The following is a 24,313-nucleotide window of genomic DNA, read 5'->3' as shown; positions in this document are numbered from 1 at the left end:
TCGGCGGCGAGCGAGGACGCGGTCTGGCCGGTCACGGGGAGATCTCCTTCGAGGAAAGTAGCGGTCAGCCGACGAGCCGGGCGATGGACCGCAGCGGGATCCGCAGCCATCCGGGCCGGTGCCGGGCTTCGTACGCGGCCTCGTAGACCGCCTTGTCGAGCTCGTACGCCGCCAGCAGCGAACCCTGCTCGCGCGGGTCCGCGCCGGCGACATGCGTGTATCCGTCGCAGAACGCGGCGCGGTTGCGGTCGACCCACTCCCGGGCGCGGGCGGCCAGGTGCTCGTCGTCGTCCTGGTCGACCAGCAGCTGGTAGGCCGCGTACTCGTACGAGCGCAGCACCCCGGCGACGTCGCGCAGCGGCGAGTCCGGCAGGCGCCGCTGGTCGAGCGGCGCGCCCGGCTCACCCTCGAAGTCGATGAGCAGCCAGCCCTCCGGCACCCGCAGCACCTGGCCCAGGTGCAGGTCGCCGTGCACGCGCTGCACCTGCACCTGCTGCCCGTCGAGGTCGCGGAACCGCTGCTCGATCGCGGGCACGTACTGCTGGATCTCGGCGACCGACTGCGCCGACTCGCGCAGCCGGGCCAGCATCGCGTCGACCGGGAACGCCGACGGCCCCGAGTCGAGCGCCTCCGCCAGGTCGGCGTGCACCGACGCGACGGCCTCGCCGAGCCGGTAGGACTCGCCCTGGAAGTCGCCGCCCACCTCGTCGGCGCCGTACTCCGAGTCGGCGAACAGGTCCCGCGCCGAGGCGGTCGCCATGGCCCAGCCCTCGGCGGAGTTGGCCGCGTACGCCGTCACCATGCCCAGCGGGCAGGGCTCGCCGCTCTCGCTGGTGTGGAAGGAGCCGAGCAGCTTCGCCACGTGCGGGTTGCCGCGCCGGCCCAGCACCCGGTTGAGCTCGATGTCGGGGTTGATGCCCGGCGACACCCGGCGGAACACCTTGAGGATCGCGTCCTGCTCGAAGATCACGCTGGTGTTGCTCTGCTCGGCGTCGAAGACCCGCGGCCACGACTCCACCGGGAAGGTGGCGCCCGGCTCCGGCTCGAACGTGACGTCGCCCGCGGTCCCGCCCTCGGCGATCAGCGCGAGCAGCTTGCGGGCGGCGTTCGGGTCGTAGAGCGCGTCGTACCCGGTGCGGTCGCCGTCGGTGCCGATGGTCGCCACCGCGCTGTACTCGACGATCGGACCGGACTCCCAGGCGACGACCACCTGGTAGCGCTCGGAGCTGCCGTCGGTGTACTCGACGTCGATCAGCACCAGGTCGAGGTTCTCGGCGAGCGTCGTGCTCGACGCCTCCTTGACCGACGACAGCGTGCGGGTGCGCCCGGCATACCACCGCTGCTGTGGCAGCCATTCGGCGAAAGGCAGCGTCATTGCTTCTCCTCAGCCCCGCACAGCTGGAACCAGTAGAAGCCGTGCCCGGGGAGCGTGAGCAGGTACGGCAGCTGGCCGATGCGCGGGAAGTTCACGTGCCCGGTCAGTTCGACGGGGGTGTACCCGTTCCAGTGCTGCAGGTTCAGCTCGATCGGTTGCGGGAAGCGCGACAGGTTGTTGACGCACAGGACGACGTCGTCGCCGTCCTCGCGCAGGTACGCCAGCACCGACGGGTTCGATCCGCCGAGTTCGCGGAAGGTTCCGACGGCGAACGCTTCGTGGCGGCGTCGCACGGCCAGCATCGTACGCGTCCAGTTCAGCAACGAGGTGGAGCTGTCGCGCTGCGCCTCGACGTTGACCGCCTGGTAGCCGTACACCGGGTCCTGGTTGGCCGGCAGGTAGAGCCGCCCCGGGTGCGCTGTGGAGAAGCCCGCGTTGCGGTCGGGCGTCCACTGCATCGGGGTGCGCACGCCGTCGCGGTCGCCCAGCCAGATGTTGTCGCCCATGCCGATCTCGTCGCCGTAGTACAGCACCGGCGAGCCGGGCAGCGACAGCAGCAGCGCGGTGAACAGCTCGATCTGGTTGCGGTCGTTCTCCAGCAGCGGGGCGAGCCGCCGGCGGATGCCGACGTTGGCCTTCATCCGCGGGTCCTTGGCGTACTCCGAGTACATGTAGTCGCGCTCTTCGTCGGTCACCATCTCGAGCGTGAGCTCGTCGTGGTTGCGCAGGAAGATGCCCCACTGGCAGTTGTCGGGGATGGCCGGCGTCTGCGCCAGGATCTCCGAGATCGGGAAGCGGGACTCGCGGCGGACCGCCATGAAGATGCGCGGCATCAGCGGGAAGTGGAACGCCATGTGGCACTCGTCGCCGCCGGCCTTCGGGTCGCCGAAGTACTCGACCACGTCGGCGGGCCACTGGTTGGCCTCGGCGAGCAGCACCCGTCCGGGGAACTCGTCGTCGATCACCTTGCGGCAGTGCTTGAGGAAGGCGTGCGTCTCGGGCAGATTCTCGCCGTTGGTGCCCTCGCGCTCGAACAGGTACGGCACCGCGTCCAGCCGGAAGCCGTCGATGCCCAGGTCGAGCCAGAACCGCAGCACGTCGAGCATGGCGTTCTGCACGGCCGGGTTGTCGTAGTTGAGGTCGGGCTGGTGCGAGAAGAACCGGTGCCAGAAGAACTGCCGGCGCACCGGGTCGAACGTCCAGTTCGACTCCTCGGTGTCGACGAAGATGATCCGCGCGTCGGAGTACTTGTCGCTGGTGTCGCTCCAGACGTAGAAGTCGCCGTACGGCCCGTCGGGGTCACGCCGCGACTCCTGGAACCAGGGGTGCTGGTCCGAGGTGTGGTTCATGACCAGGTCGGTGATGACGCGGATGCCGCGCTTGTGGGCCGCGTCGAGCAGCGCCACGAAGTCCTCGACCGTGCCGAACTCGGGCAGCACCTTGTAGAAGTCGCTGATGTCGTAGCCGCCGTCGCGCAGCGGCGACTGGTAGAACGGCGGCAGCCACAGGCAGTCGACGCCGAGCCACTGCAGATAGTCGAGCCGCTCGATCAGGCCGCGCAGGTCGCCCGAGCCGTCCGAACCGGAGTCGTAGAACGCCCGGACCAGAACCTCGTAGAAGACTGCCCGCTGAAACCACGTCCGGTCCGCCGGCAGCGAACGGGCGTGCCCGTAGTCCTCCGCCGAGGGGTGCTCCACCACACCGTCCTCGATGTGGCTGCCGTCCACAAGATCGGCGTTGAGATCGTTCTGGTCCATCAGGTTCCCCACCTACCCACCCGCAGGTACTTGAATCTTTACGACGGCTGGATCACGAAGATGTGAGCCGGTTCGACGTACGGGTCGATCCGTACGGCGTTGTGCTGCCCCCACTCGTACGTCGCCCCGGTGATCTGGTCGACCACCGTGAACCTGTCGTGCCAGTCCATGCCGAGCTCCGGCATGTTCAGCACGGTGTTTCCCCACTGCACGCTCGTCGAGTCGAAGCTGACGACGACGAGAACGGTGTTACCCGTGTCGGCGTCACGCTTCGAGAAGCACAGCAGGGACCCGTTGTCGATTTCGTGGAACCGCAGGTTGCGGAGCCAGTGCAGCGCGGGGTTCGCGTCGCGGATCTGGTTGAGCCGGGTCAGGTACGGAGCCAGCGACCGGCCGGCACGCTCGGCGGCGGCCCAGTCGCGCGGCTTGAGCTCGAACTTCTCGTTGTCGATGTACTCCTCGGCGCCCGGACGGGCGACGTGCTCGAACAACTCGTACCCGGAGTACATGCCCCAGGACGGCGTGAGCATGCTCGCCAGCACCGCCCGAATCTTGAACATCGGCGGGCCGCCGTGCTGCAGCGACTCGTGCAGGATGTCGGGGGTGTTGGGCCAGAAGTTCGGGCGCATCCAGTCGATCGACTGCAGCAGCTGTCCCATGTACTCGCGCATCTCCCAGGCCGTGGTGCGCCAGGTGAAGTACGTGTACGACTGGGTGAAGCCGACCTTGCCGAGCCCGTTCATCACGGCCGGCCGGGTGAACGCCTCGGCCAGGAACAGCACGTCCGGGTCCTGCTCCTTGACCTTGGCGATCAGCCACTGCCAGAAGTTCAGCGCCTTGGTGTGCGGGTTGTCGACGCGGAAGATCTTGATGCCGTTGTCCACCCAGTGCATGACCACGCGGTAGACCTCGTCGCGCAGGGTCTTGTAGTCGTTGTCCCAGTTGATCGGGTAGATGTCCTGGTACTTCTTGGGCGGGTTCTCGGCGTACGCGATGGTGCCGTCGGCGCGCCGGGTGAAGAACTCCGGGTGCGACGTGACCCACGGGTGGTCGGGCGCGGCCTGCAGCGCGAGGTCCATCGCGACCTCCATGCCGTGCTCCTGCGCCTTGGCGATGAACGCGCGGAAGTCCTCGAGGGTGCCCAGCTGCGGGTGGATGGCGTCGTGGCCGCCCTCGTCGGAGCCGATCGCCCACGGCGAGCCGACGTCCTCGGGGCGGGCGACCAGCGTGTTGTTGCGGCCCTTGCGGTTGATCTTGCCGATGGGGTGGATCGGCGGCAGGTAGAGCACGTTGAAGCCCATCGCGGCCACGGCCGGGATGCGCTCGGCCGCGGTGGCGAACGTGCCGTGCTTGATCGGGGTGGCCTCCGGCCCGACCTCGGCGCCCTCCGAGCGCGGGAAGAACTCGTACCACGCCGAGTAGAGGGCGCGCTTGCGGTCGACCCAGATCGAGTACGACCGGGTGGTCGTCACGAGCTGGCGCACCGGGTGGTGCCAGAGCAGCTCCTCGAGGTCGAGCGCGGGGGAGACCCGGGCGAACAGCGAGCGCTGCTCGTCGCGCAGCGCCGCGGCCGCCTCCCGCACCCGCTCCTCGTCGTGCGCCGGAACGATCTTGGTCGCCAGGTCGAGCACCTCGGCGCCCTCGGCCAGGTCGTTAGCGAGGTCCTCGAGGCCCTGGCCGGCGCCGATCTTCTTGACCACCGCGTCGCGCCAGGTCCGGTACGGGTCGTCGAACGCCTCCACGGTGAACGTCCAGCGGCCGACCCGGTCGGGCCGGATCGTCGCGTGCCACTGGTCGAGGCCGGGCTCGCCCGGGCGCATGCGGGTGAACGGCTCGGACTCGCCGTCGGGACCGCGCCATACCACGTTGACGCCGAGCGTGTGATGACCTTCCCGATAGGACACGGCGGAGACCGGCACGAGTTCGCCGACGACAGCCTTTGCCGGGTAGCGGCCACAGGAGACCGAGGGCGTCACGTCTTCGATGGCAAAGCGACCGGTCATGATCTCCACCGTAATCAGAAGGGCGCGGGCGGGTACGGCGAACTCAGACCGCCGTCAGGGCATACTTCTCCGCCGTGGAGGCGCCGCAAACGGTGGCTGCCGTTGCGACTCAACCTACCGGAGACGGTTCACCCGGGCTCATCGAGGCGCGCTCGGGCACCGGAGGCAAAATTCGCCGATTCGGGCCCGCGCACCACCCGTTCATGCTTGCCGGCTTTGATCATCGGAACGTTACCGGCCAGCAAAATGACGTTTCCCGCGCGGCGGCCGCGCAGCACTGCCGCGGGTCCCAGCACCACCGGATTCCCGAAGACCGCCGAAACTGTCGCAGTCTGAATCCGGGTGTGCGCGAGCGGCGGCACGTCGGTCAGATTCACCGCCAGGAGACCGCCGGGCCGCAGCGCGCGCCGCGCCGCCTCCGCGAATCCGACCGTCGACACGCTCGCCGGCATCGCCGCGCCCTCGAACACGTCCACGATCATCAGGTCGTACGTCGCCTCCGCGGCCTGCTCCAGGCGGGTCCGCGCGTCGCCGACCTCCACCGTGATCGAGGCGGGGAACGGCAGGAACCGCTCGACCAGGGTCAGCAGGCCCGCGTCGCGCTCCACGACGACCTGCTCGGCGTCCGGCAGCCGGTGCGCGATCAGCCGCGGCAGGGTCAGCGCGCCCCCACCCAGGTGCAGAACCCTCGGCGCCGCGCGGGCCGGGCGCCACAGCCGCACCACCCGTCCCAGTTCCTGCACGTACGGGAACTCGAGGTGCTCCGGATCGGCGAGGTCCACGTATGACTGGGGAACGCCGTCGACCAGCAGCGTCCAGCCCCGCGGACGGGCCGGGTCGGGGCGCAGCTCGGCCATCCCCGAGTCGACCGCCGCGTGCACGGGAGCGCGTCGGTTGCCGTGCGGTCCCATCACGGTCACCCTACTCAAGAACCCCTCCACCGCCGCCGAGGAGTACCTCGAGACGCGGACCGACCGGGCCGCGCCGGAACCGAGGGAGCATCACGTGGCTGGACCGTCTGTCGAGCTGTCGCCCGTCATCGCGGCCAGCACCCACTGGCTCTCGCGGGCCTACCCCGCCGGCAGCTCCGACACCATCGCCCACACGCTGTCGGAGCTGCAGGCCCGGCAGGCCGTGACGGTCGCCGCGTGGCTGCGCTATCCCACCGAGGTCGACGCCGCGCTGGTCGCGATCGCCGGCCCCGGCGGCTCCGCGGTGCTCGACTGGCGCGCCGGTAGCGAGCCCGAGGACGAGGAGGCCGAGGAGGAGGGCTGGCGCACCTGGGTCGACGAGGTCGTCGTCAGCTGGGCCGCCTGCCTGCTCGCCGACCCGGCCCTGGCCCGCCGCGGCGTCGACGCCGTGATCGCCGCCGTGCCGCTCGCCCACGACCGCCCGCTGCCGTACCCGCGCAACACCGGCGGCGCCCCCGCCGAGTTCCGCCGCCTGCTCGAGCCCGACCTGCGCGACCGCGACGCCGCCGTGCTGCTGCGCCACCCCGACTTGCTCGAGCCGGTGGCCGAGATGCACCGCGACGCGCTGCTCTACCTGCTCGACGCCGAGCCGGCCGGCCTCACCTCCGGCGCGGTCGGCCTGGCACCCCGCGACACCGACAGCGCCGACGGCGAGTAGGCGGCTGAGCTCGCGCTGACACTCCGAGGCCGGCACCCCTTGCGGGGGGTGCCGGCCTTTCGTCGTTCTCGACACCTCGTTCGAGCCCGATCCGCCCGCCCGCGCAGCTCAGCCCGCCTGCGCAGCCCGCCCGCTCGGCCCGCCAGCCCAGCCCACCAGCGCAGCCCGCCCGCTCGGCCCGCCAGCGCAGCCCACCAGCGCAGCCCACCCTCCCGGGGGCCGCCGCCACCCTACGACGAGCGGCGATGATCAAGCGGCGCCATCCACAACCACCATGCCGCAACCACCCTCCGCACCCCCGTTGTCCACAGGTGATTCGCCGGTTGGCTCGAATCGGGGAAGAAAATCTTGTGCGCGTGCAGCATTCTGGCGGCGCCGGACGTTACCGGCGCACAGGCGGGAACGAGCGGGGAGTTTCGCGGATGCGCGATGCCAACGGCTTCGACGAGTTCTACCGGGACACGTCGGCGCGGATGCTGCGCTACGGCTATGCGCTGACCGGGGATCTCGCCGAGGCCCAGGATGTGGTGCAGGAGGCGTACACCAGGGCCTGGCGCCGCTGGGCGAGGGTCAGCGGCCACCCGGCACCCGAGGCGTGGCTGCGGCTCACCGTGGCGCGGCTGTCCACGGACCGGTGGCGGCGGCTGAGCGGCTGGCGGGCGGCGGTGCGGCGCGCGGGGCCGCCGGAGCCGGTGGGCCCGCCCAGCGAGGACGCCGTAGTGGTGACCGCGGCCCTGCGCCGGCTGCCCGCGCCGCTGCGGCAGGCGGTCGCGTTGCACTACCTGTTCGATCTGCCCGTCGCGGACATCGCCGCCGAGACCGGCGCCCCGGTCGGCACGGTCACGTCCCGTCTGCACCGTGGCCGCACCGAGCTGGCCGCGATCCTCGCTCCCGCCCGTACGCCGGAGGTGCACGATGTCGAATGAGGTGGAGCGCGGGTTCGCCGCCCTCTCGTCGGACGCCGACCGGGGGCTGCTGCTGTCCGGGCCCGAATTGCGCCGCCAGGCCGGTCGCCGGTCCGGTCGCCGCGCGGGCCTGGCCGCCGCCGCGACCGCGGTGCTCGTCGTGGGGGCGATCGGTGCCGGCTGGGCCCTCGCGCGCGACGACACCGGGAAGACCGCTCTGGCGCCGGCGGCGAGCGTGGCGCCCTCCGAGATCGCCGCTCCGTCCACGGCGCCGGTGAGCGTGCCGCCGACGACCGTGGCGCCGTCGACCGGCAGCGGGCCCACCGGCGAGCCGAGCAGCGGGCCGACCACCAAGCCCACCACCTCGGGGCCGGCCGTCCCCAAGTCGGTCCCCGCCCGGGCGCTGCTCACCGCGGGCGACGGGATCAGCGACTTCATCCGCCTCGACGAGCCCGAGAAGCTGCGCGAGTTCTGCTCGAAGGCGACGTTCCCGAGCCGGGAGCAGATCGGGGTGGAGGCCGGGGTGCGCTTCTTCTACCGCGGCCCGGACAGCGAGCCCGGCTCGATCCCGGACGACACGATCTTCAACACCGTGTCGGTCTTCCGCGGCGACGGGGCCCGCGACTACCTCGGCGAGCTGCGCCGGGCCGTGGAGAAGTGCCCGAGCGGCAAGGCCGACAACGGGCTGGAGTACGAGTTCGACGTGCTCGGCTCGCTGGGCGTCGGCGACGAGTCGGTGCTGATCGAGCGCTCCTACCAGGCGACCGACGGCGCCGGGGAGCCGATGAACAACGGCGCCAAGACCAGCGTGTACGTCGTTGCCGTGCGCGTGAATGACGCGGTCACCGTGGTCGACTCGCGCGGGTACGAGAACATCTCGTCGGACCGGTCGTCGGTCGAGGCGCTGGCGCGGACCGCCGCGAAGCACCTCGAGCAGTGGCGGGGTTGAGCCGGACGGCCGGGTCGCGCGGACCCGGCCGCCGGTGATCAGGCCAGGCGGGCCGGGAAGCCGCCGGTGGCGATCGGGCCCCAGCGCTCGATCGTGATGCGGATCAGCGACTTGCCCTGGTCGCGCATGGCCTGGCGGTACTCGTCCCAGTCCGGGTGCTCGCCGGAGATCACCCGGAAGTACTCGACCAGGGGCTCGAGCGCCTCGGGCAGGTCGAGCACCTCGGCGGTGCCGTCGACCTGCACCCACGCGCCGCCGAAGTCGTCGGAGAGCACGCACACCGACACCTGCGGGTTGCGCCGCAGGTTGGAGACCTTGGCCCGCTCGGGGTAGGTCGAGATGACGATGCGGCCCTCGCTGTCGACGCCGCACGTGTTGGGCGAGGCCTGCGGGCGGCCGTCGCGGCGCGTGGTCATGAGGATGGCCTTGTGCCGCGGGCGCAGGAACTCGAGCAGCTCCTCGCGGCTGGCCTCGGTGTTGGTGGCGATGGTGCGCGGCATGGTTACTCCGTCACCTTCGCCCCGGCCTCGTGCGGCGCGACGCCCTCGGGGGAGGGGGCGGTGGCGTCGGTCTCGGCGGTCACCGCGGCGCCGATGATGCCCGCGTTGTTGAGCAGCGTGGCCGGAACCATCGGCGTCCGGATGTCGATCAGCGGCAGCCAGCGATCGGCCTTCTTGCTGACGCCGCCGCCGATGATGAACAGTCGCGGCGAGAGCAGCATCTCGACGTGGCGCAGGTAGTCGCGGACGCGGTGCGCCCATTTCTCCCAGCTGAGGTCCTCGGTCTCGCGGGCGCGGTCGGAGGCGCGCAGCTCGGCGTCGTGGCCGTCGAGCTCGAGGTGGCCGAACTCGGTGTTCGGGATCAGCGTGCCGTTGAGGAACAGCGCGCTGCCGATGCCCGTGCCGAAGGTCAGCATCATGATCAGACCGGTCTGGTCGCGGCCGGCGCCGAACGCCACCTCGGCCACGCCCGCCGCGTCGGCGTCGTTGAGCACCGACACGGGCTTGCCGAGCCGGTCGGCGAACAGACGCGCGGCCGGGGCGTCGATCCACGACTTGTCCACGTTCGCCGCCGTGCGGGTCACCCCGTCGACCACCACGCCGGGGAACGTGACGCCCACCCGGTCGTACCCCTCGAACTGCGCCGCCACCTCGGCGACCGCCTCGACGACGCTGGTGACGTCGGACGGCTGCGGCGTGGGCACCCGGAACCGCTCGGCGATCAGCTCGCCGCGCGCCGTGTCGACCGGGGCGCCCTTGACGCCGGAGCCGCCGATGTCGATGCCGAGTATGGCCATCCCTGTTTCCCTGTCCTCGTCGGTGCTGCGGAGTTGGTTAACCGCTGTTTACCACGCGGCTCCGACATTAAATCCCCCCGCGGGTGACGCTCATGGACACTTGCGCCGCGCCCATCGTCCGATCAGCTGGGCAACGCCTGGCTCCTCGGCTAGCGTTGACCCAGCAAGCCAGGTCGCCGCGTGCGGGCACGGCTCTCTGCCCGCTAGATGGAGAGACCCCCGATGACCGTGTCCCAGACGGCGGTGCCCGAGACCGCCACCGAAGTCCTGACCGCGCTCGCCGCGCTGCCCGCCGATCATCCGTCTCGCGCCGCTCTGCGCGACCGGGCGATCGAGGCGTGGCTGCCGCTCGCCCGTCACCTCGCCCACCGCTACTCCGGCCGCGGCGAGCCCACCGACGACCTCGTCCAGACCGCCACCGTCGGCCTGATCAAGGCCGTCGACAAGTTCGACCCGGAACGCGGCGTCGACTTCGCCGGCTACGCCATCCCCACCATCATCGGCGAGATCAAGCGCCACTTCCGCGACCGCACCTGGTCGGTGCGCGTGCCCCGCCGCCTGCAGGAACTGCGCCTGGCCATCACCGAGGCCAACAGCACCCTCACCCACAGCCTCGGCCGCTCCCCGACCGTCGCCGACGTCGCCGCCCACCTGGGCGTCACCGAGGAAGACGTCCTCGAAGGCCTGGAAGGCGCCCGCGCCTACAACGCCACCAGCCTGTCCACCCCGATCAGCGCCGACGGCTCCACCGAGCTCGGCGACACCCTCGGCGGCGAGGACTACGAGTACGAGCTGGCCGAGACCCGCGTCGCCCTCGGCCCCGCGCTGGCCACCCTCGACGAGCGCGAGCAGAAGATCCTCACGCTGCGCTTCTACGGCAACCTGACCCAGTCGCAGATCGCCGAGCAGATCGGCATCAGCCAGATGCACGTCTCCCGCCTGCTCACCCGGGCCCTGACCAAGCTCCGCGGCCAGCTGGGCGCCTCCCTCTGATGACGTCACCCCCCCGGGCCAGTCAGCCCGGGGGGTGATCAATCCGCAGTCGTCCGCCGAGCGGAGCGAGGCCATGTCACTGCGCGCCGCTGGCCTGCCAGTTGAGCTGGACGAGCAGGGAGCGGGCCTGGTCGGCGACGTCCGGGTCGGTGACGACGGCGTACTGCCCGGCCTGGATCGACGAGCGCGACGCGAAGTCGCGGCGGCCGCCGGTGGCGGCGTGCGCGATCGCGCCGAAGATGGCGCCCCACGCCGCGCCGATCAGCAGGCAGACCAGGATGACGGCGAACCAGCCGGAGTCGCTGAACAGCCCGAACAGCAGGCCGACGAACAGGCCGAACCAGGCGCCGCTGGCCGCGCCGGCGAGCGCGGCCCGGCCGGTGGTGAGCCGGCCCAGCACGTTCTCGACCAGGCGCAGGTCGGTGCCGATGATGGCGGTGCGCTCGACGGGGAACTTGTTGTCCGACAGCGTGTCGACGGCCTTCTGCGCCTGCGCGTAGTCGGGGTAGGTGCCGACCACCACGCTGGGTGAGCCGCCCGCGGCCACGGTCTGTGCGGGCAGGCTCGGCACGCCTGCGGGGCCGGGCGGGACGCTGCCCGCGGACGCCGGGTTGTCGGGGCTATTGGGCATGGTCATTTCGTGCCTCCCTTGACGCGGCGGCCGGCGGTCGCCGGAACGCCGGAGATCTGCGGCTCGCCGGGGGTGTCCGTCACGTCCGGCACCAGCCGGTCGCCGGCGGCGAGCCGCACCCAGACGAGAAAGGCGCCGGCCGCGGCGGCGGTGATGGCCGCCGAGCCGGAGAGGAAAGCGAACCGGCCGGAGACCAGGTCGGGCAGGACCCGTTCGGACAGCGCCACCGCGGTCAGCCCGAGCAGGCCCGCCACGCCGGTGACCGCCCCGATGACCAGCAGCGGCAGCATGGACAACCGGCCGGGCGGCTGCAGCGCGCCGGCGGTACGCAGCCGCAGCACGCGGATCACGAACACGGCCACGGCGCCCCAGGCGAGCGTGACCATCAGCCCGGCGAGGGTGTCGCTGGGGCGGTGCCACGCGGCCCACACGGTCGCCACCGCGATCACGGTGACGTACGCGAAGCCGGCCAGCGCCACCGTGCCGCGCAACGCCTGCGGCAGCACGAGGATCACCGCGAACGCCACCGACGCGGCGGCCGTGGTGTGCCCGGACGGGAACGAGTTCGGCATCGCGAACCCGTCCAGGTCGGGGCGCGCCAGGTGGGTCTTGAGCAGCTGCGTGGTGGCGTTCGCGCCGAGCACCAGCAGCGTCGCGCCGGCCGCGAGGTCGAGCCGCCGGCGCAGCACGCCGAAGACCGCCGCGAACAGGCAGACGAGCACGAGGCTGGCCAGCGAGGTGCCGTTGAGCGTACGGTCCAGCACCTCCACCACCCGGGGATGGTGCACGTCGGCGCCGCGCATCGCGCCGGTGTCGACCTGCTGGCCGAGCGTCGTGCGCACGAACAGCCGATAGAGGGCGTACGCGCCGGCGGTGGCGAGCAGAGCGACGGCGAGCGGGGCGAGCAGGTGCCGGGCGCCTCGGGGACGCGTCGTCGCCGGTCGTTCGGGGGACGCCAGGACCGTCATGGGCTTCGGTGTCCTTCTCCGGGGCGTGGGGGCGGGGACGCCAGCGCTTGTTTCCCACCCGGTCGCCTTCCCAATCGCGTACGCATCATAAGTCGCACCGTGTCCCGCACGACACAGCCGACCCGGCCGCCGATCGCCGCAACCGGTTCGCACCCGGATGCGCTCTCGCCCCGCAACGCCGCACCGCGACCTTCGTACGGACGCCGCCCGCTACGAAGGAGACGTTTTCCCATGAGGCAGTACGCCCGCCGGTTCACCGGCCCGCTGCTGGTGTTCGCCGTCGGCGCCGGTCTCGTGGCCGCGCCCGCCGCGGCGCACGCGGCCGCGGTTCCGGCCACGATCGACGTGCGCGGCACGCTGAAGGTGCGCTCCGCCCCGTCGCTGGCCGCCAAGGTGCTCGGCTCGCTGCGCGACGACCAGAAGGTCAGCGCGCTCTGCGCGGTCACCGGGCAGAGCGTGCGCGGCTCCGTGCGCACCACCACCCAGTGGGACAAGCTCAGCACCGGTGGCTTCGTCACCCACGCGTACGTCCGCAGCGGCACCGTGCAGCGGTGCGCGACCAGCTCGCCGCAGGCCGAGGCCGTCAAGGCCAAGCCCGTCGCGTCCAAGCCCACCGCCGCGAAGCCCACCGCCGCCAAGGCCGGCACGGTCCGCAGCGCCGACGGCAAGGTGAACATCCGCACCGGCCCGTCGACCACCGCGCCGGTCAAGCGCGTGGTCACCAGCGGCGCCGTCGTGCAGGGCGTCTGCTACGTGCAGGGCACGCTGGTCGCGGGCACGGTCCGCGCGACCACCCAGTGGAACCGCCTGTCCGACGGCACGTACATCTCCCACGCGTACGTCGTCACGCCCGCCCTCGGCCTGTGCCCGGGCGCGTCGCCGACGCCGTCGTCGCCGGCCGCCACGCTGACCCCCGAGCAGTTCGTCAGGGCCGCCGTGCCCGGCGCCCAGCAGGGCTGGCGCGAGTACGGCGTACCGGCGTCGGTGACCATCGCGCAGGCGATCCTCGAGTCCGGCTGGGGCCGCAGCGGCCTGTCCACCGTCGACCGCAACTACTTCGGCATCAAGTGCCAGAGCGGCCGGTACGGGACCCTGGCCAACGGCTGCCACGACTACCGCACCCAGGAGTGCACCAAGGCCGGGTCCTGCTTCTCGACGGTGGCGACCTTCCGGACGTACGCGTCGATGGCGCACTCGTTCCGCGACCACGGCAACTTCCTGCGGGTGAACCCCCGCTACGCCGGCGCCTTCAACTACACCACCGAGGCGAACAGCTTCATCTGGAAGGTGTGGAAGGCCGGCTACGCCACCGACCCGAACTACTACACCAAGGTCACCACGCTGATGGCGCAGCAGAAGCTCTACCAGTACGACATCTGGAAGTAAGCGACGTTCTTCTCGCCCCCGTTGGCCGAACCCCGGCCGACGGGGGCGATTTGCACTTTATGCTCACTTCAGTGAAGCGACCGGACCTCTCGGCCCTCGCGGCGGCCCCCCGTCGCGGGCGCTTCACCGGTGTCACCCTCGCCGGCATCGTGCTGCTCGTCGGGCTCACCGTGGTGATCTCGGTCCATGCCGGGATGCGCTCGGCGCAGCGCGAGAACGCCGAGCGCGTGATGGACCAGCGGACGGCCGTGGCCCGTGCGGCGGTGCAGACCGAGACCGAGCGCTACCGCTCGCTGCTCGAGACGGCCGCCGCGGGCATCGCCACCGAACCCGTCCTCACGTGGGAGGCCTTCGACACGGCGACCGCGCCGCTCGACTCGGCCGGGCTGATCGGCGCGGCCTCGCTCGCCTACGTCGTGCCGGGCACCGACCAGCAGGTTCCGGGCCTGCAGCGGCTCTGGCGCTCGCGCGGCGCCGAGGGCCTCGAGCTGCGCCCGGCCGCGGGCCACGACGAGCACTACTTCTCGATCTTCACGCGGACGCTGCACGCCGCCGGGCCGCAGCTCAACGGGCTCGACGTGGCCGCCGCGCCCGAGGCGGCCGCCGCCCTCGACGACGCGCGCCGCATCGGCTGGCCGAGCGTCTCCGACGCGTACGTCCTGCTGCGGGACCGCGACCTGCCGGCGGAGGAGCAGCAGCGGTCGTTCGTCTTCGCCGCGCCGATCCAGACCCGTACGCATGACCCGGACTTCAAGGGCTGGCTCGTGCTCGGCCTGCGCGGGGAGGACTTCCTCAGCGGGGTGCTCGCGACGGTCAGCCAGGGCCAGCTCGACGGCAAGCTGCTGGCCACCAACCGCGACGGCCGCCGGCCTGCGGTCGCCGAGTACGACGTGCCGGGCGACGCCGACCTCGAGCGCAGCGTGGACCTCAGCGTCGCCGACCGGCAGTGGACGCTGGTGACCCGGGCCGACTCGTCGCACCTGCCCGGCGCGTCCAGCCGCATGCCGCTCACGCTGCTGAGCACCGGCAGCGCCATGACCGTGCTGCTGGCGGGCCTGGTGTACGTGCTGGCCACCGGCCGGGCCCGGGCGTGGCGGCGCGTGCAGGAGGCGACCGCCGAGCTGCGCGAGGCCGAGGAGGACAGCCGCCGGCAGGCCGCGCTGCTCAGCGCGATCATGGCGAGCATCGGCGACGGGGTGGGCGTGGTCGACCAGACCGGCGCGTTCCTGCTGCACAACCCCGCCGCCCGGCAGCTGCTCGGGGTCGGCGAGGACGAGAACGACCCGCACTCCTGGCAGCGGCACTACGGCCTCTACCTGCCCGACGGGCGCACCCCGTTCCCGGTCGAGGAGCTGCCGCTGATCCGGGCCCTGCGCGGCGAACACAGCGACGGCGTCGAGATGATCGTGCGCAACCCGCAGCGGCCGGAGGGCGTCCTGGTCAGCGTCGACGGCCGCCCGCTCGACACCAGCGCCGGCCAGCCCGGCGCGGTCGCGGTCTTCCACGACATCACCGACCTGCGCCGCTACGAGAACGACCTGGCGGGCTTCGCCGGCGTCGTCGCGCACGACCTGAAGGCCCCGCTGGCGGTCATCCGCGGGCACTGCGAGGCCGCGGCCGAGGACCTCGAGGAGGCGCCCGCCGGCCCCGCGGTCACCGAGGCCCGCGACAGCCTGCACCGGATCGTGCTGGCCGTCGACCGGATGGCCGGGCTGATCGACACGCTGCTGGCGTACACCACCGCCCGCGACGCCCCGCTGCGCACCCGCCGGGTCAGCCTCGCCGCGGTGGTCGCCGAGGTGGTCCACGACCGCACCGCGCACCTGCGCCCCGAGGACCAGCCGCAGATCTACGTCGGCCCGCTGCCCGACGTCACCGCCGACCCGGCGATGCTGCGCCACGTGCTGGACAACCTGCTCGGCAACGCCCTCAAGTACGTACGGCCCGGCACCGTGCCGCGGGTGAACGTGACCGCCACCGACTGCGGCGGCGGGTGGGCCCGCATCGAGGTCGCGGACCGGGGGATCGGCATCCCCGACGACGACAAGCCCGCCGTCTTCGACAGCTTCCACCGCGCCCACGCCGAGGCCGGATACGCCGGCACCGGCCTGGGCCTGGCCATCTGCAAACACATCGTCGAACGCCACGGCGGCGAGATCGGCGTGGCCGACAACCCCGGCGGCGGCACCCGGTTCCACTTCACGCTGCCCACCTCATCGAAGGAGACCGACATGAACGACGCCGACGAGGCCGCCGCCCGCGCAGCCCTGGAACGCGCGCTCGCCGAGCGCGCCGCGATGGAGAACTCCCGGCTGCCCGGGCTCAGCGCCCTGCCCGCCGCCGACCCGTCGGCGCACGACCCGGCCGCGGCCCCGCTGCGCGCCCCCGTGCCCGACCACCACCCGACGTCCGCGGGCGCCGAATAACGCGTGACACACCTGGCGCGGGGTGTCGCCCGGGCGGTTCGGGGGCAGGATGAGGTCATGACGATTCCCGCCCTGCCGCTGGGAAAGGCGGCCGACGGCACCCCGATCGAGATGCCGCTGCTCGGCTTCGGCACCTGGCAGCTGCGCGGCGACGCCGCCTACCAGGCGGTCCGGGACGCGCTCGAGGCCGGCTACCGCCACCTCGACACGGCCACGATGTACGGCAACGAGGCCGAGGTCGGCCGCGCGCTGCGCGACTCCGGCGTCGCCCGCGACCAGGTCTTCCTCACCACCAAGCTGCCCCCCGAGCGGGCCGGCAAGGAACGCGCCACCATCGAGGCCTCCGTACGCGCCCTCGGCGTCGACGCCGTCGACCTGTGGCTCATCCACTGGCCGCCGCACCGCGGCCGCTCGGTCAAGGTGTGGCGCGAGTTCCTCAAGGCCCGCGACGAGGGCCTGACCAGGGCCGTGGGCGTCAGCAACTACGGCGCCGACGAGATCGACGAGCTCGCGGCCGAGACCGGCGAGCGCCCCGCGGTCAACCAGATCCGCTTCGGTCCCACCCTGTACGACCCCGCCGTCGTAGCCGCACACCGCGACCGGGGCGTGGTGCTGGAGGGCTACTCCCCGTTCAAGACCACCAACCTGCACGACCCGGTGCTCACCAGCATCGCCTCCACCCACGGCGTCGACCCGGCGCGGGTGGTGCTGCGCTGGCACATTCAGCACGAGTTCGTCGTCATCCCCAAGTCCGCGACGCCGGAGCGCATCGCCCGAAACGCCGACCTCGACGGCTTCGTCCTGACCGACGAGGAGATGGCGGCCATCGACGCCCTCGGCCGTCAGTGAGGCATTACGTCAACCGATTGTCAGATCAGACGCAGCGGGGCCGTGAGCCGGACCGGTCCCGCGGACCGATCGGCGTCACCAGGCACTGCCGCTGACCGAATGGGCCGCCGAGTGGTCCAGCCGGACGAGAGGCACCACCCGGGCGGCCTAGGGACCAGCCAAGACCTCTGAAGTGCGGCCGCCGCCGCCCGCATAGCGTCCAAGCTCCGACGACGTCTTTCTCGAGGCACGTACCAGGAGCAACTTTGACACCGACTTCGGACGCGTCCGAAAGCGCCTCGATTTCAGGTAGCTCGCGTAAGACTGCAGTCATGCCGGCAAGCGGGCTACGCGCCCACGGTGGCGCTTTGGCGATGGCCTTAGGTGTGTATTGCTTATTGCGCCTAGCCAACATCGCCGTGCTGGCCGTCGCCGCTCACGTCAAGCATGAAAGTGTGCGCGCCGTCTTGCTGTCCTTCGACGCGACGTATTACGCGGACGTGGCAACTCACGGGTACGACACGGCGGTGGCTGTGGACGAGCAGGGGGTACTCGCGCACAGCAATCTGGCTTTCTTTCCGCTCTATCCGGCCTTGACCGCGGCGGTACGTTTTGTTTTGCATGTAGATGTTGGAACGGCGCTACTTCTAGTGGCCAACGGTGCCGCTCTCGTCGCAGCCGCGGCCTTGTACTGCCTCGGAGCACAGGTCCGCAGCAAGCGTGCTGGCGTCCTTCTGGCGGCATTGTGGGCCGTCGTTCCCCACGCCGTCGTTCAGTCCATGGGATACAGCGAGTCGGTTTTCACCGCCCTGACCGCGACCGCGTTGGTGGCTCTTCTGCGTCGCCACTGGCTCACCGTGGGCATTTTTACGTTGCTGGCTGGTCTGACCCGCCCTACCGCGGCGGCCCTTGTCGCAACCACTTTTCTGGCCGCATTGCTGGCTCTGCGCAAGGAACCGCTTCTGTGGCGGGCGTGGGGCGCCATGCTGCTGGCCCCGCTAGGCCTGGTTGGTTTCGTGGCGTGGGTGGCAGCCAGGCTGGGCCGCGCCGACGGTTACTTCTACGTACAGAACCAGGCGTGGCACATGTCGTTCGACGGTGGCCTTTATACGTTGAGATTCTTCGGCTACTCGTTCGTGCGGAGCGAAGTTCTGGGTGGCTCAGCGCCCTTCGAGTACGTCGAGGTCAGCCTAGTTTTGGCGACAGCCTCGATACTTTTGTTCAAAGCGATCCGTGCACGAGTGCCGTGGCCGTTGCTGGTGTACGCGGCGATCTGCCTCGTCATCGCCCTAACTGGCGCAGGTTTCTATTGGTCCAAGGCCAGGATGCTCGTGCCCGCGTTTCCTCTTCTGCTTCCTCTTGTGTTCTGGGTCGAGGGGAGCCGGACGAGGATGGTTCTGGTCCTCGCCCTCCTGGCCGGGGTGTCGGCGTTCATGACGATCTATTTGGGCTTTTACTGGGGCCACTCTTTCTAGCGGAATCAACGCTTACGACGACTAAGTAAAATACCATAGCTGTCTACGACGGCGGACGCGGTCAACGTCTCTTGGAAGATGACTTCAGCCCGCCTTCGGCCGGCGATTCCTTCACGCTGCGAGAGACTGGGATCCTGGCAGCGCGCGAGAATGGCGTCCGCAAGCTCGTCTTCGTCGCCGGCCGCGACGATCGCGCCCGCCGGCGGCAGCGAGCCGGCGAGCAAGGCCTCTCTGCTTCCGGCGACGTCTGTGGCCACGACTGAACTGCCGGCGGCCATGCCCTCCAGAATGGCGAGCGACAGCCCTTCCCACCGAGAAGGTGACACGATGAGATCTGCTGCGGCGTGGATTGGCCGTACGTCGGAAATCGCCGCCCTTGTCACGACCCCGTTTTCAGCGTCGAAGCCATCGAGATAGCCGTCCCCCACCAGAAGTAATAGCGAGTCGGGCGCCACCCGGCGAACCTTGCGCCACGCCCGAAGGGCGACGTCCTGACCCTTCTGTTCGGAGCGGCGCCCGATCACGGCGGCAACGAAACCTTCCTTAGGCAGACCGAGGTCGTGCCGCGCGACAATTGCTTCAGGTGTCGACGCGGGCCGGAAACGGTCCAGCTCAACGCCGTTGAGCACGATCCGTCCGGGTCCTCCGATACCGTGGGCAGCACCTTCGTTACGCTCGGACCAGCTGCAAAAGAGGAACAAGTCGGTCCAACGGGTGGCCAGCCGTTCCCACCTGATCGCGGCAAGACGCGACTTTCCGGATACCGCAAGGAAGGACCAGGCGTGTGGCTGTATGACCGTCGGGATCCTTCCGCGCAGGGTAAGTCGCCCGACTAGGGCCGCTTTACTGGAATGCAAGTGCACCAGATCCGGCCGGACGTCATCGACTACCTGACGAAGAGCGCGCATCTCCGCACGTAAGCCATGCACCGGCTCACGCGCCGAGTTCCAGCGCCGCCACCGGACCCCGGTGCCGACCAGGCGTTCGGCCAGCGAGCCGCTTGGACAAGCGACCGTCACATCGAATCCTTCGGCGGCCTGAGCGACGGCGAGCCCGAGGACGACGCGAGCGACGCCGCCAGTTACCGGCTGCGAGACATGCAGGACAGCGGCCATGTCAACCTCGCCTCCGACCGACCCGCTCAAGGGTGGAAAGCGCGAGTTCTCGGAACTCGTTGGCCACCCGGTCCCAGAGGAAGCGTTCGCTCCACGAGCGAGCTGCGACCGACATGCGAGCCAAGTCCGCGGGGTCAAGCAGCAGGCTGGTCACCGCCTTGGCGAGCTGGCCGGGATCGGTGGGATCGATGAGCAGGCCGCTGATCCCGTGCTGCACTGCGTCGACGACACCGCCGTGGTTGCCGGCCACGATCGGCAGGCCAGCTGCGGCGGCCTCGGCATAGACGATGCCGAAGCCTTCTCCGGTACGTCCGTCCGTGCCCGTGCGGCTGGGAAGGACGAAAAGGTCACTGTCGGCCAGCAACTGATCCCGGGTGTCGTCGTCGACGATGCCGCGAATTTCGACGTGGCCCTCGAGGCCGCGTGAATGAACTTGCCGACGCAGCCACGGTAGCCGGTCACCCCCGCCGACGATCACCCAACGTATGGCGGGGATCCGTTCGCGGATCAAGGGCAGCGCGTCGAGGACCACGTCGTGCCCTTTGTAGGCGTCGTTGACGCGAGAAATGGTGAGGAGAGTAGGCCGATCGCTCCGAGGTCCAGGTGTCGTGTTCTTGATGGGGATACCTGGTGGAATCACGGCGATCGGTCTCGTATCGGGAGCGATCGACTCGACCAGCGACTGGGTGTAGTGACTGACGGCTATGCCCTGATCCGCGTGGCGTGCGCAGAATCGTGAGTCGCGTGGCCAGGTGGGCACTTCCCGGGCGTGGTAGTGCTGCAACCACGCCGCGCCAGTGACCTGACGCGCCAAGGCAGCCGCGTAACCACAGCGCACGAACGTGCTGAACACGATTTCGGGCCGGAACTGTCGAGCTCGTCCGAGGGTGGCGGCGGTCAGGCGGGCTATCGATTTCCGTCCGCCCCTTGGTACGTTCCTGACCCGCGACACAGGGTAGGGCGCCGCCGCGTCCCATGCCGCTGAACCGGGCTCCTCAAGAGTGTGGACGTGGACCGGGCCGTCCCACCGGTCGACCAGTCCGGCAGTAAGGGACTCGATTCCGCCGACAGCGGGGGGAAATATTGGACTGATCACCATGAGGCGTGCGCTCATCTAAGTGTCTCGTACATCGTGGCGTAATGGGCGGCCACCGTGTCCCAGGACCACCTGATCGGCAAGTCGCCAGGAAGAGATCGCCGCGCTTGGTCAAGTGCCTCGGGGGTGTCGAGCAAGTCAAGGATGCCCTGCGCGAGGCCGGCGCTGTCGGCGGTGGGAGTCACGAATCGTGGACCGAGTCCGCGTACGAGCTCCGGGCTACCGCCGGCCGGGGTGACCAGCACCGGAGTTCCGCAGAGCAGCGACTCGGCTGTGGCGAGCCCGAAGGGCTCCGGGTCGGTAGTCGGCACGACCGTCAAGGTGGCGCGGTTGTACCACGCTCGTAGATCATCGTCGCCGAGTCGACCGAGCAGCTCGATGTTCTTGTGAAGGTTGCGGGCGGCGATGTCGGCTTCTATTCGAGGTCGCAACGGTCCGTCACCGGCAATGGCGAGACGCGCACGGGGGTGCCGTTCGACAACCGTCGCCATGGCTGCCACCAGCTCAGTGACGCCCTTGCCGGAGGTCAGCCGCCGAGCGGTGAACATGAGCGGATCACTGCTGCTCCGTGAAGTCAGGTTCGGGCGGAAGCACGCGGTGTTGACGCCTCCGGGTACAACTCGTGCGTTGGCGGCTGAGCGGACTGAGAGCTGAGCCAGCACGGTGCGCATGTACTCGGACAACACCACAACCGTGGAGGCTCGCGAGACGACGGACGCCTCGACCCGGCGCAGCCCTTCGACAACTGGCCCCTGCACAAGTTTTGGCAACGCGTATGAACCTTGGCGTTCGCGAAGCAATTCGGTGTGAACAGCTCCATGCAGTGTGTAGAGGAACGGGCGCTCGACTGAGGCGAACGGCTTGACGAGCGGCATCACTGGGATCGGGAAGTGTCCGTGCAGTACCGCGCGTGGATGCTCGGCCAAAATCGATCGGATCGACCGCCACGTCCGCACCGGATATCGCACCGCGAAAGTCTTGCTTGACTTGCTCGGTACGTCGTGGCGGAACAGATGTACGCCGTCATCACTCATTTCGACGTCGGGCGAGCTTGGCGACACTCGCTTGGCCACTATGCCTGTCCGCACGCCGGCACGGCTCAGTGCGGCGGCCAGTTCGCGGACGTAGCGTTCAAGGCCGCCAAACTGGTCAGGCGGAATTGCATTGGTCAACATCAACACGTCGAGTGTCACGCGCTGCCCGATCCCTTGGGTGTTTTGGATGTGTTGGGGAAGACAGCGGCCGCCCACAACGGCCAGCGTCGTTCCCACGTCTGCTCCTGCGCCCAAGTCCGAGCGCTCGCCACGGCGGCGCTGTCGACGAGCGCGGCGGTACGCACGGCCGCTGCGAACTCGGTCGCAGTGTCGGCGAACCAGACGCCTGGGGGTGTTTGCCTCTCGATCCCGCTTTCCCAGTGAGTGCTGACGACCGGGCAACCCTGTGCGGCATAGTCGAGGAATTTCATCGACGACTGGCCTCTGCTGTACCGTGCGCGGTGTGGGACGAGAGCCGCCGTGGCACCGCTGAGGACGCGGCTCAATCCAGCGCGTTCAACGACGCCGTGCCAGGTGGCGCGCGGATTTTTCAGCAAACGATCGAATTCTGGTGCGGGCTTGTCGCCATGACCGGCGTACCGGAACTCACCGTATAGGTCGAGGGTCCATCCCGGCAGAAGGTCGAGCACCTGCCCGACGAGTTCAGCGTCGAAGCGCTCGGAGAACGTGCCGACGTAAACCAAGCGTCGGCTGCCCGGTATGCGGGTTACCGCGCTGGTGACGAGGTCGGTCTGAGTGCCGTTGGGCACGAGCTGGACCGCGCGGCCGCCGAATAGTTCGGCGAGGTTCTCGTTGGCCACGATAATGGCGTCGGCTTCGGCGGCGATTTTGTCGTACTGGGCGCGCACGTGGGAGCGGCGACCACCGAGCAGCAGGTTCCAGTCGTCGGCAGCATCGAACACCCGGCGTACACCATGGCCGGCGGTCGCATCCCACTGCCAGGGCACGTTCACCACGGCGGTGGTTTCGGTGGGATCGGCGATAAGGGACCGCACGGTGCGCCTGAGCAAGAAGTTGTCGACGGCGGCCGCCACCCATGCACGGTGTCCGGGTACCAATGTCGAGCGGGGGTGGACGACCACCTGCGATGCCGGCGTGGTCCGGCCGGCCCCGCGGAAACCGGTCAGCCATCTGCCGCGCTCGCCGCCTACTGCGCGCACGTCCAAGGGCGCCTCGATGAAGTCGACACGTACGCCGTTCCGGGAGGCCTGGGCGGCGAGGGCATGCTCTCGCCGGATAGTCGGAACCCAAGGGCTCTTCGCAACCATGATGAGGTGCTTCACCCGATCGGCTCCAATCGGTCAGCCACTCGGGCCCGGCTTGCCAGTTCGATCAAGGCCTCGGCGGATGCGCGCCATCTACTCGCTGTTCCCGCGTCTGCCGCGTGGCGGGCCATGCTGTCCCGCGACTTGTCACGTGCCATCCGGCTGAGCGCCTCGGCTGCGGCGCTCGCTTCCCGAGCCACCACCCATCCAGTGCGTCCATCGGTGACGGTCTCCGGCAGTCCGCCCTCGGCCGATACGATCACCGGGCTGCCGCAGGCCTGCGCCTCCAGGCTGACCAGCCCGAGCGGCTCGGCGGTGGCCAGATAGAGCGTGGCCCATGCTGAGCGGTACAGCGCGACCAAATCCGCGTCGCTGATACCCGTTCGAATGCTCAAATGGATGCCCAGGCGATCGGCCACTGCTTGCAGCCGTTGCCGCTCTGTTATGTCGTCGCGGTAGGCCACCACGATCACTGGCAGATCGAGTCCGCTCCGAGCCGCTGCTTCAACGACCAGATCGTGCCCCTTGCTGGGCAGCAGAGATCCGACGGACAACAGATGTGCTGGGACGGAACTGTCAGGTGCCATGTGCGACGGCGCACCGCAGGGCACTATCTGAGCGTCTCGACCATAGGCGGTTCGAATACGTCCCGCGGTGTAGCGGGAGTTGGTAGCCAGCGCCGTGGCCTCGTGCACTGCGGCTCGATCCGTCTGCCGCTCCATCCGGCGAAGGCCGGCGTACATCGCCCGCGTGGTCGGGTTCAGGCTGGCCATCAGTTCGGGTTCGTAGTCGATTCGACGCGGTTCGTCGACGTACCGGACGATCGGTGTCGTGGTGACAGAGAGCGGCACGGCGCCGCGCAGGACGGAGTCTGGGTTGGCGAAGATGATGTCGGCTCCGGCATGCTCGGCCATCTGGCCGAGCGCACGCCAAACTGCCCTCAGGTGGCGAAGGTCGAGGACCCGCTGCGGGGGTCGCAGCAGTAGAGGCAACTTGGGCGCGCGTACGTCCAGCGGCAGCACATAGGGTCGTGCCGTCACCGGAACTGAGGAGCCGGTGGTGAACTCGACCACCTCGACGCCTGCGTCGTGCAGGGCTGTGGCCTGCTCCATCAGGCGTCGCCAGGCACCGCCCTGGGTCAGGTTGTGCAGTACTGCCAT

General features: G+C 70.0%; 21 protein-coding genes. 8 read left to right on the top strand and 13 right to left on the bottom strand.

Features of this window, described 5'->3' with window-relative positions:
* Nucleotides 1–64: 64 nt before the first annotated feature.
* The 4 genes from ACSNN8_RS23085 to ACSNN8_RS23070 form a co-directional block, all read right to left on the bottom strand.
* Nucleotides 65–1,375, bottom strand: a complete 1,311-nt coding sequence (locus tag ACSNN8_RS23085) for a maltokinase N-terminal cap-like domain-containing protein (RefSeq protein WP_436651378.1) — start codon at nt 1,373–1,375, stop codon at nt 65–67.
* The gene (gene treS, locus ACSNN8_RS23080; protein ID WP_436651377.1) at nt 1,372–3,132 is read right to left on the bottom strand and encodes a maltose alpha-D-glucosyltransferase; all 1,761 of its coding nucleotides are present in this window, start codon (nt 3,130–3,132) and stop codon (nt 1,372–1,374) included. Before treS ends, ACSNN8_RS23085 begins: the two co-directional genes overlap by 4 nt.
* Nucleotides 3,133–3,170: 38 nt before the next feature.
* Nucleotides 3,171–5,135, bottom strand: a complete 1,965-nt coding sequence (locus tag ACSNN8_RS23075; RefSeq protein ID WP_436651376.1) for an alpha-1,4-glucan--maltose-1-phosphate maltosyltransferase — start codon at nt 5,133–5,135, stop codon at nt 3,171–3,173.
* Nucleotides 5,136–5,263: 128 nt separating this feature from the next.
* A complete protein-coding gene (locus ACSNN8_RS23070; RefSeq protein ID WP_436651974.1) occupies nt 5,264–5,992 on the bottom strand; it encodes a spermidine synthase in 729 nt (242 codons plus the stop codon).
* 148 nt (nt 5,993–6,140) lie between these two features.
* Here ACSNN8_RS23070 and ACSNN8_RS23065 point away from each other — a divergent pair, with 148 nt between their 5' ends.
* The 3 genes from ACSNN8_RS23065 (at nt 6,141) to ACSNN8_RS23055 (ending at nt 8,618) form a co-directional block, all read left to right on the top strand.
* Nucleotides 6,141–6,764, top strand: coding sequence for a hypothetical protein (locus ACSNN8_RS23065; protein WP_436651374.1), 624 nt, complete (start codon nt 6,141–6,143; stop codon nt 6,762–6,764).
* 422 nt (nt 6,765–7,186) lie between these two features.
* The gene (locus ACSNN8_RS23060; protein ID WP_436651372.1) at nt 7,187–7,690 is read left to right on the top strand and encodes a SigE family RNA polymerase sigma factor; all 504 of its coding nucleotides are present in this window, start codon (nt 7,187–7,189) and stop codon (nt 7,688–7,690) included.
* Entirely contained in the window at nt 7,680–8,618 is a 939-nt protein-coding gene (locus tag ACSNN8_RS23055; RefSeq protein WP_436651371.1) for a hypothetical protein, read from the top strand. The genes ACSNN8_RS23060 and ACSNN8_RS23055 overlap by 11 nt, the downstream gene beginning before the upstream one ends.
* A 38-nt stretch (nt 8,619–8,656) precedes the next feature.
* On the opposite strand, the gene ACSNN8_RS23050 is transcribed toward ACSNN8_RS23055, so the two are convergent.
* Nucleotides 8,657–9,118, bottom strand: a complete 462-nt coding sequence (locus tag ACSNN8_RS23050; protein ID WP_436651369.1) for a PPOX class F420-dependent oxidoreductase — start codon at nt 9,116–9,118, stop codon at nt 8,657–8,659.
* Between the two features lie 2 nt (nt 9,119–9,120).
* Nucleotides 9,121–9,915, bottom strand: coding sequence for a polyphosphate--glucose phosphotransferase (gene ppgK / locus ACSNN8_RS23045; protein ID WP_436651368.1), 795 nt, complete (start codon nt 9,913–9,915; stop codon nt 9,121–9,123).
* Nucleotides 9,916–10,137: 222 nt separating this feature from the next.
* Here ppgK and ACSNN8_RS23040 point away from each other — a divergent pair, with 222 nt between their 5' ends.
* Nucleotides 10,138–10,908, top strand: coding sequence for an RNA polymerase sigma factor SigF (locus ACSNN8_RS23040; RefSeq protein ID WP_436651366.1), 771 nt, complete (start codon nt 10,138–10,140; stop codon nt 10,906–10,908).
* A 76-nt stretch (nt 10,909–10,984) separates the two neighbouring features.
* Here the strand turns inward: ACSNN8_RS23040 and ACSNN8_RS23035 are convergent, their stop codons facing one another.
* Both ACSNN8_RS23035 and ACSNN8_RS23030 read right to left on the bottom strand, forming a co-directional pair.
* Nucleotides 10,985–11,545 carry a general stress protein gene (locus ACSNN8_RS23035; protein ID WP_436651365.1) on the bottom strand — a complete coding sequence of 187 codons (561 nt, stop codon included), beginning with the start codon at nt 11,543–11,545 and terminating at the stop codon, nt 10,985–10,987.
* Nucleotides 11,542–12,507: a phosphatase PAP2 family protein gene (locus ACSNN8_RS23030; RefSeq protein WP_436651364.1), complete on the bottom strand. Its 966-nt coding sequence runs from the start codon at nt 12,505–12,507 to the stop codon at nt 11,542–11,544. The genes ACSNN8_RS23035 and ACSNN8_RS23030 overlap by 4 nt, the downstream gene beginning before the upstream one ends.
* A 231-nt stretch (nt 12,508–12,738) precedes the next feature.
* Here ACSNN8_RS23030 and gsmA point away from each other — a divergent pair, with 231 nt between their 5' ends.
* The 4 genes from gsmA to ACSNN8_RS23010 all read left to right on the top strand — a co-directional run bounded on the left by gsmA (nt 12,739) and on the right by ACSNN8_RS23010 (nt 18,622).
* On the top strand, nt 12,739–13,893 hold the full coding sequence (gsmA, locus tag ACSNN8_RS23025) for a sporangiospore maturation cell wall hydrolase GsmA (RefSeq protein ID WP_436651362.1): 1,155 nt from the start codon (nt 12,739–12,741) through the stop codon (nt 13,891–13,893).
* 71 nt (nt 13,894–13,964) lie between these two features.
* Complete coding sequence (locus tag ACSNN8_RS23020) at nt 13,965–16,319, top strand: sensor histidine kinase (protein ID WP_436651360.1); 2,355 nt, start codon at nt 13,965–13,967, stop codon at nt 16,317–16,319.
* A gap of 57 nt (nt 16,320–16,376) precedes the next feature.
* Entirely contained in the window at nt 16,377–17,168 is a 792-nt protein-coding gene (locus ACSNN8_RS23015; RefSeq protein ID WP_436651359.1) for an aldo/keto reductase, read from the top strand.
* Nucleotides 17,169–17,479: 311 nt separating this feature from the next.
* Nucleotides 17,480–18,622, top strand: a complete 1,143-nt coding sequence (locus ACSNN8_RS23010) for a hypothetical protein (protein ID WP_436651358.1) — start codon at nt 17,480–17,482, stop codon at nt 18,620–18,622.
* A 5-nt stretch (nt 18,623–18,627) separates the two neighbouring features.
* Here the strand turns inward: ACSNN8_RS23010 and ACSNN8_RS23005 are convergent, their stop codons facing one another.
* The 5 genes from ACSNN8_RS23005 to ACSNN8_RS22985 form a co-directional block, all read right to left on the bottom strand.
* Nucleotides 18,628–19,737: a glycosyltransferase gene (locus ACSNN8_RS23005; RefSeq protein WP_436651356.1), complete on the bottom strand. Its 1,110-nt coding sequence runs from the start codon at nt 19,735–19,737 to the stop codon at nt 18,628–18,630.
* 1 nt (nt 19,738) lies between these two features.
* Entirely contained in the window at nt 19,739–20,836 is a 1,098-nt protein-coding gene (locus ACSNN8_RS23000; protein WP_436651973.1) for a glycosyltransferase family 4 protein, read from the bottom strand.
* A gap of 11 nt (nt 20,837–20,847) precedes the next feature.
* The gene (locus ACSNN8_RS22995; protein WP_436651355.1) at nt 20,848–22,104 is read right to left on the bottom strand and encodes a glycosyltransferase family 4 protein; all 1,257 of its coding nucleotides are present in this window, start codon (nt 22,102–22,104) and stop codon (nt 20,848–20,850) included.
* Complete coding sequence (locus ACSNN8_RS22990) at nt 22,023–22,922, bottom strand: glycosyltransferase (protein WP_436651354.1); 900 nt, start codon at nt 22,920–22,922, stop codon at nt 22,023–22,025. The genes ACSNN8_RS22995 and ACSNN8_RS22990 overlap by 82 nt, the downstream gene beginning before the upstream one ends.
* A 245-nt stretch (nt 22,923–23,167) precedes the next feature.
* Nucleotides 23,168–24,313 carry a glycosyltransferase family 4 protein gene (locus ACSNN8_RS22985; RefSeq protein ID WP_436651352.1) on the bottom strand — a complete coding sequence of 382 codons (1,146 nt, stop codon included), beginning with the start codon at nt 24,311–24,313 and terminating at the stop codon, nt 23,168–23,170.

Origin of the sequence: Actinoplanes sp. URMC 104 (genome assembly GCF_051386375.1) — a bacterium.
Classification (GTDB): domain Bacteria; phylum Actinomycetota; class Actinomycetes; order Mycobacteriales; family Micromonosporaceae; genus Actinoplanes.
The sequence above is the reverse complement of the archived record's forward strand: the minus strand, read 5'-3'. Positions and strand labels throughout refer to the sequence as shown.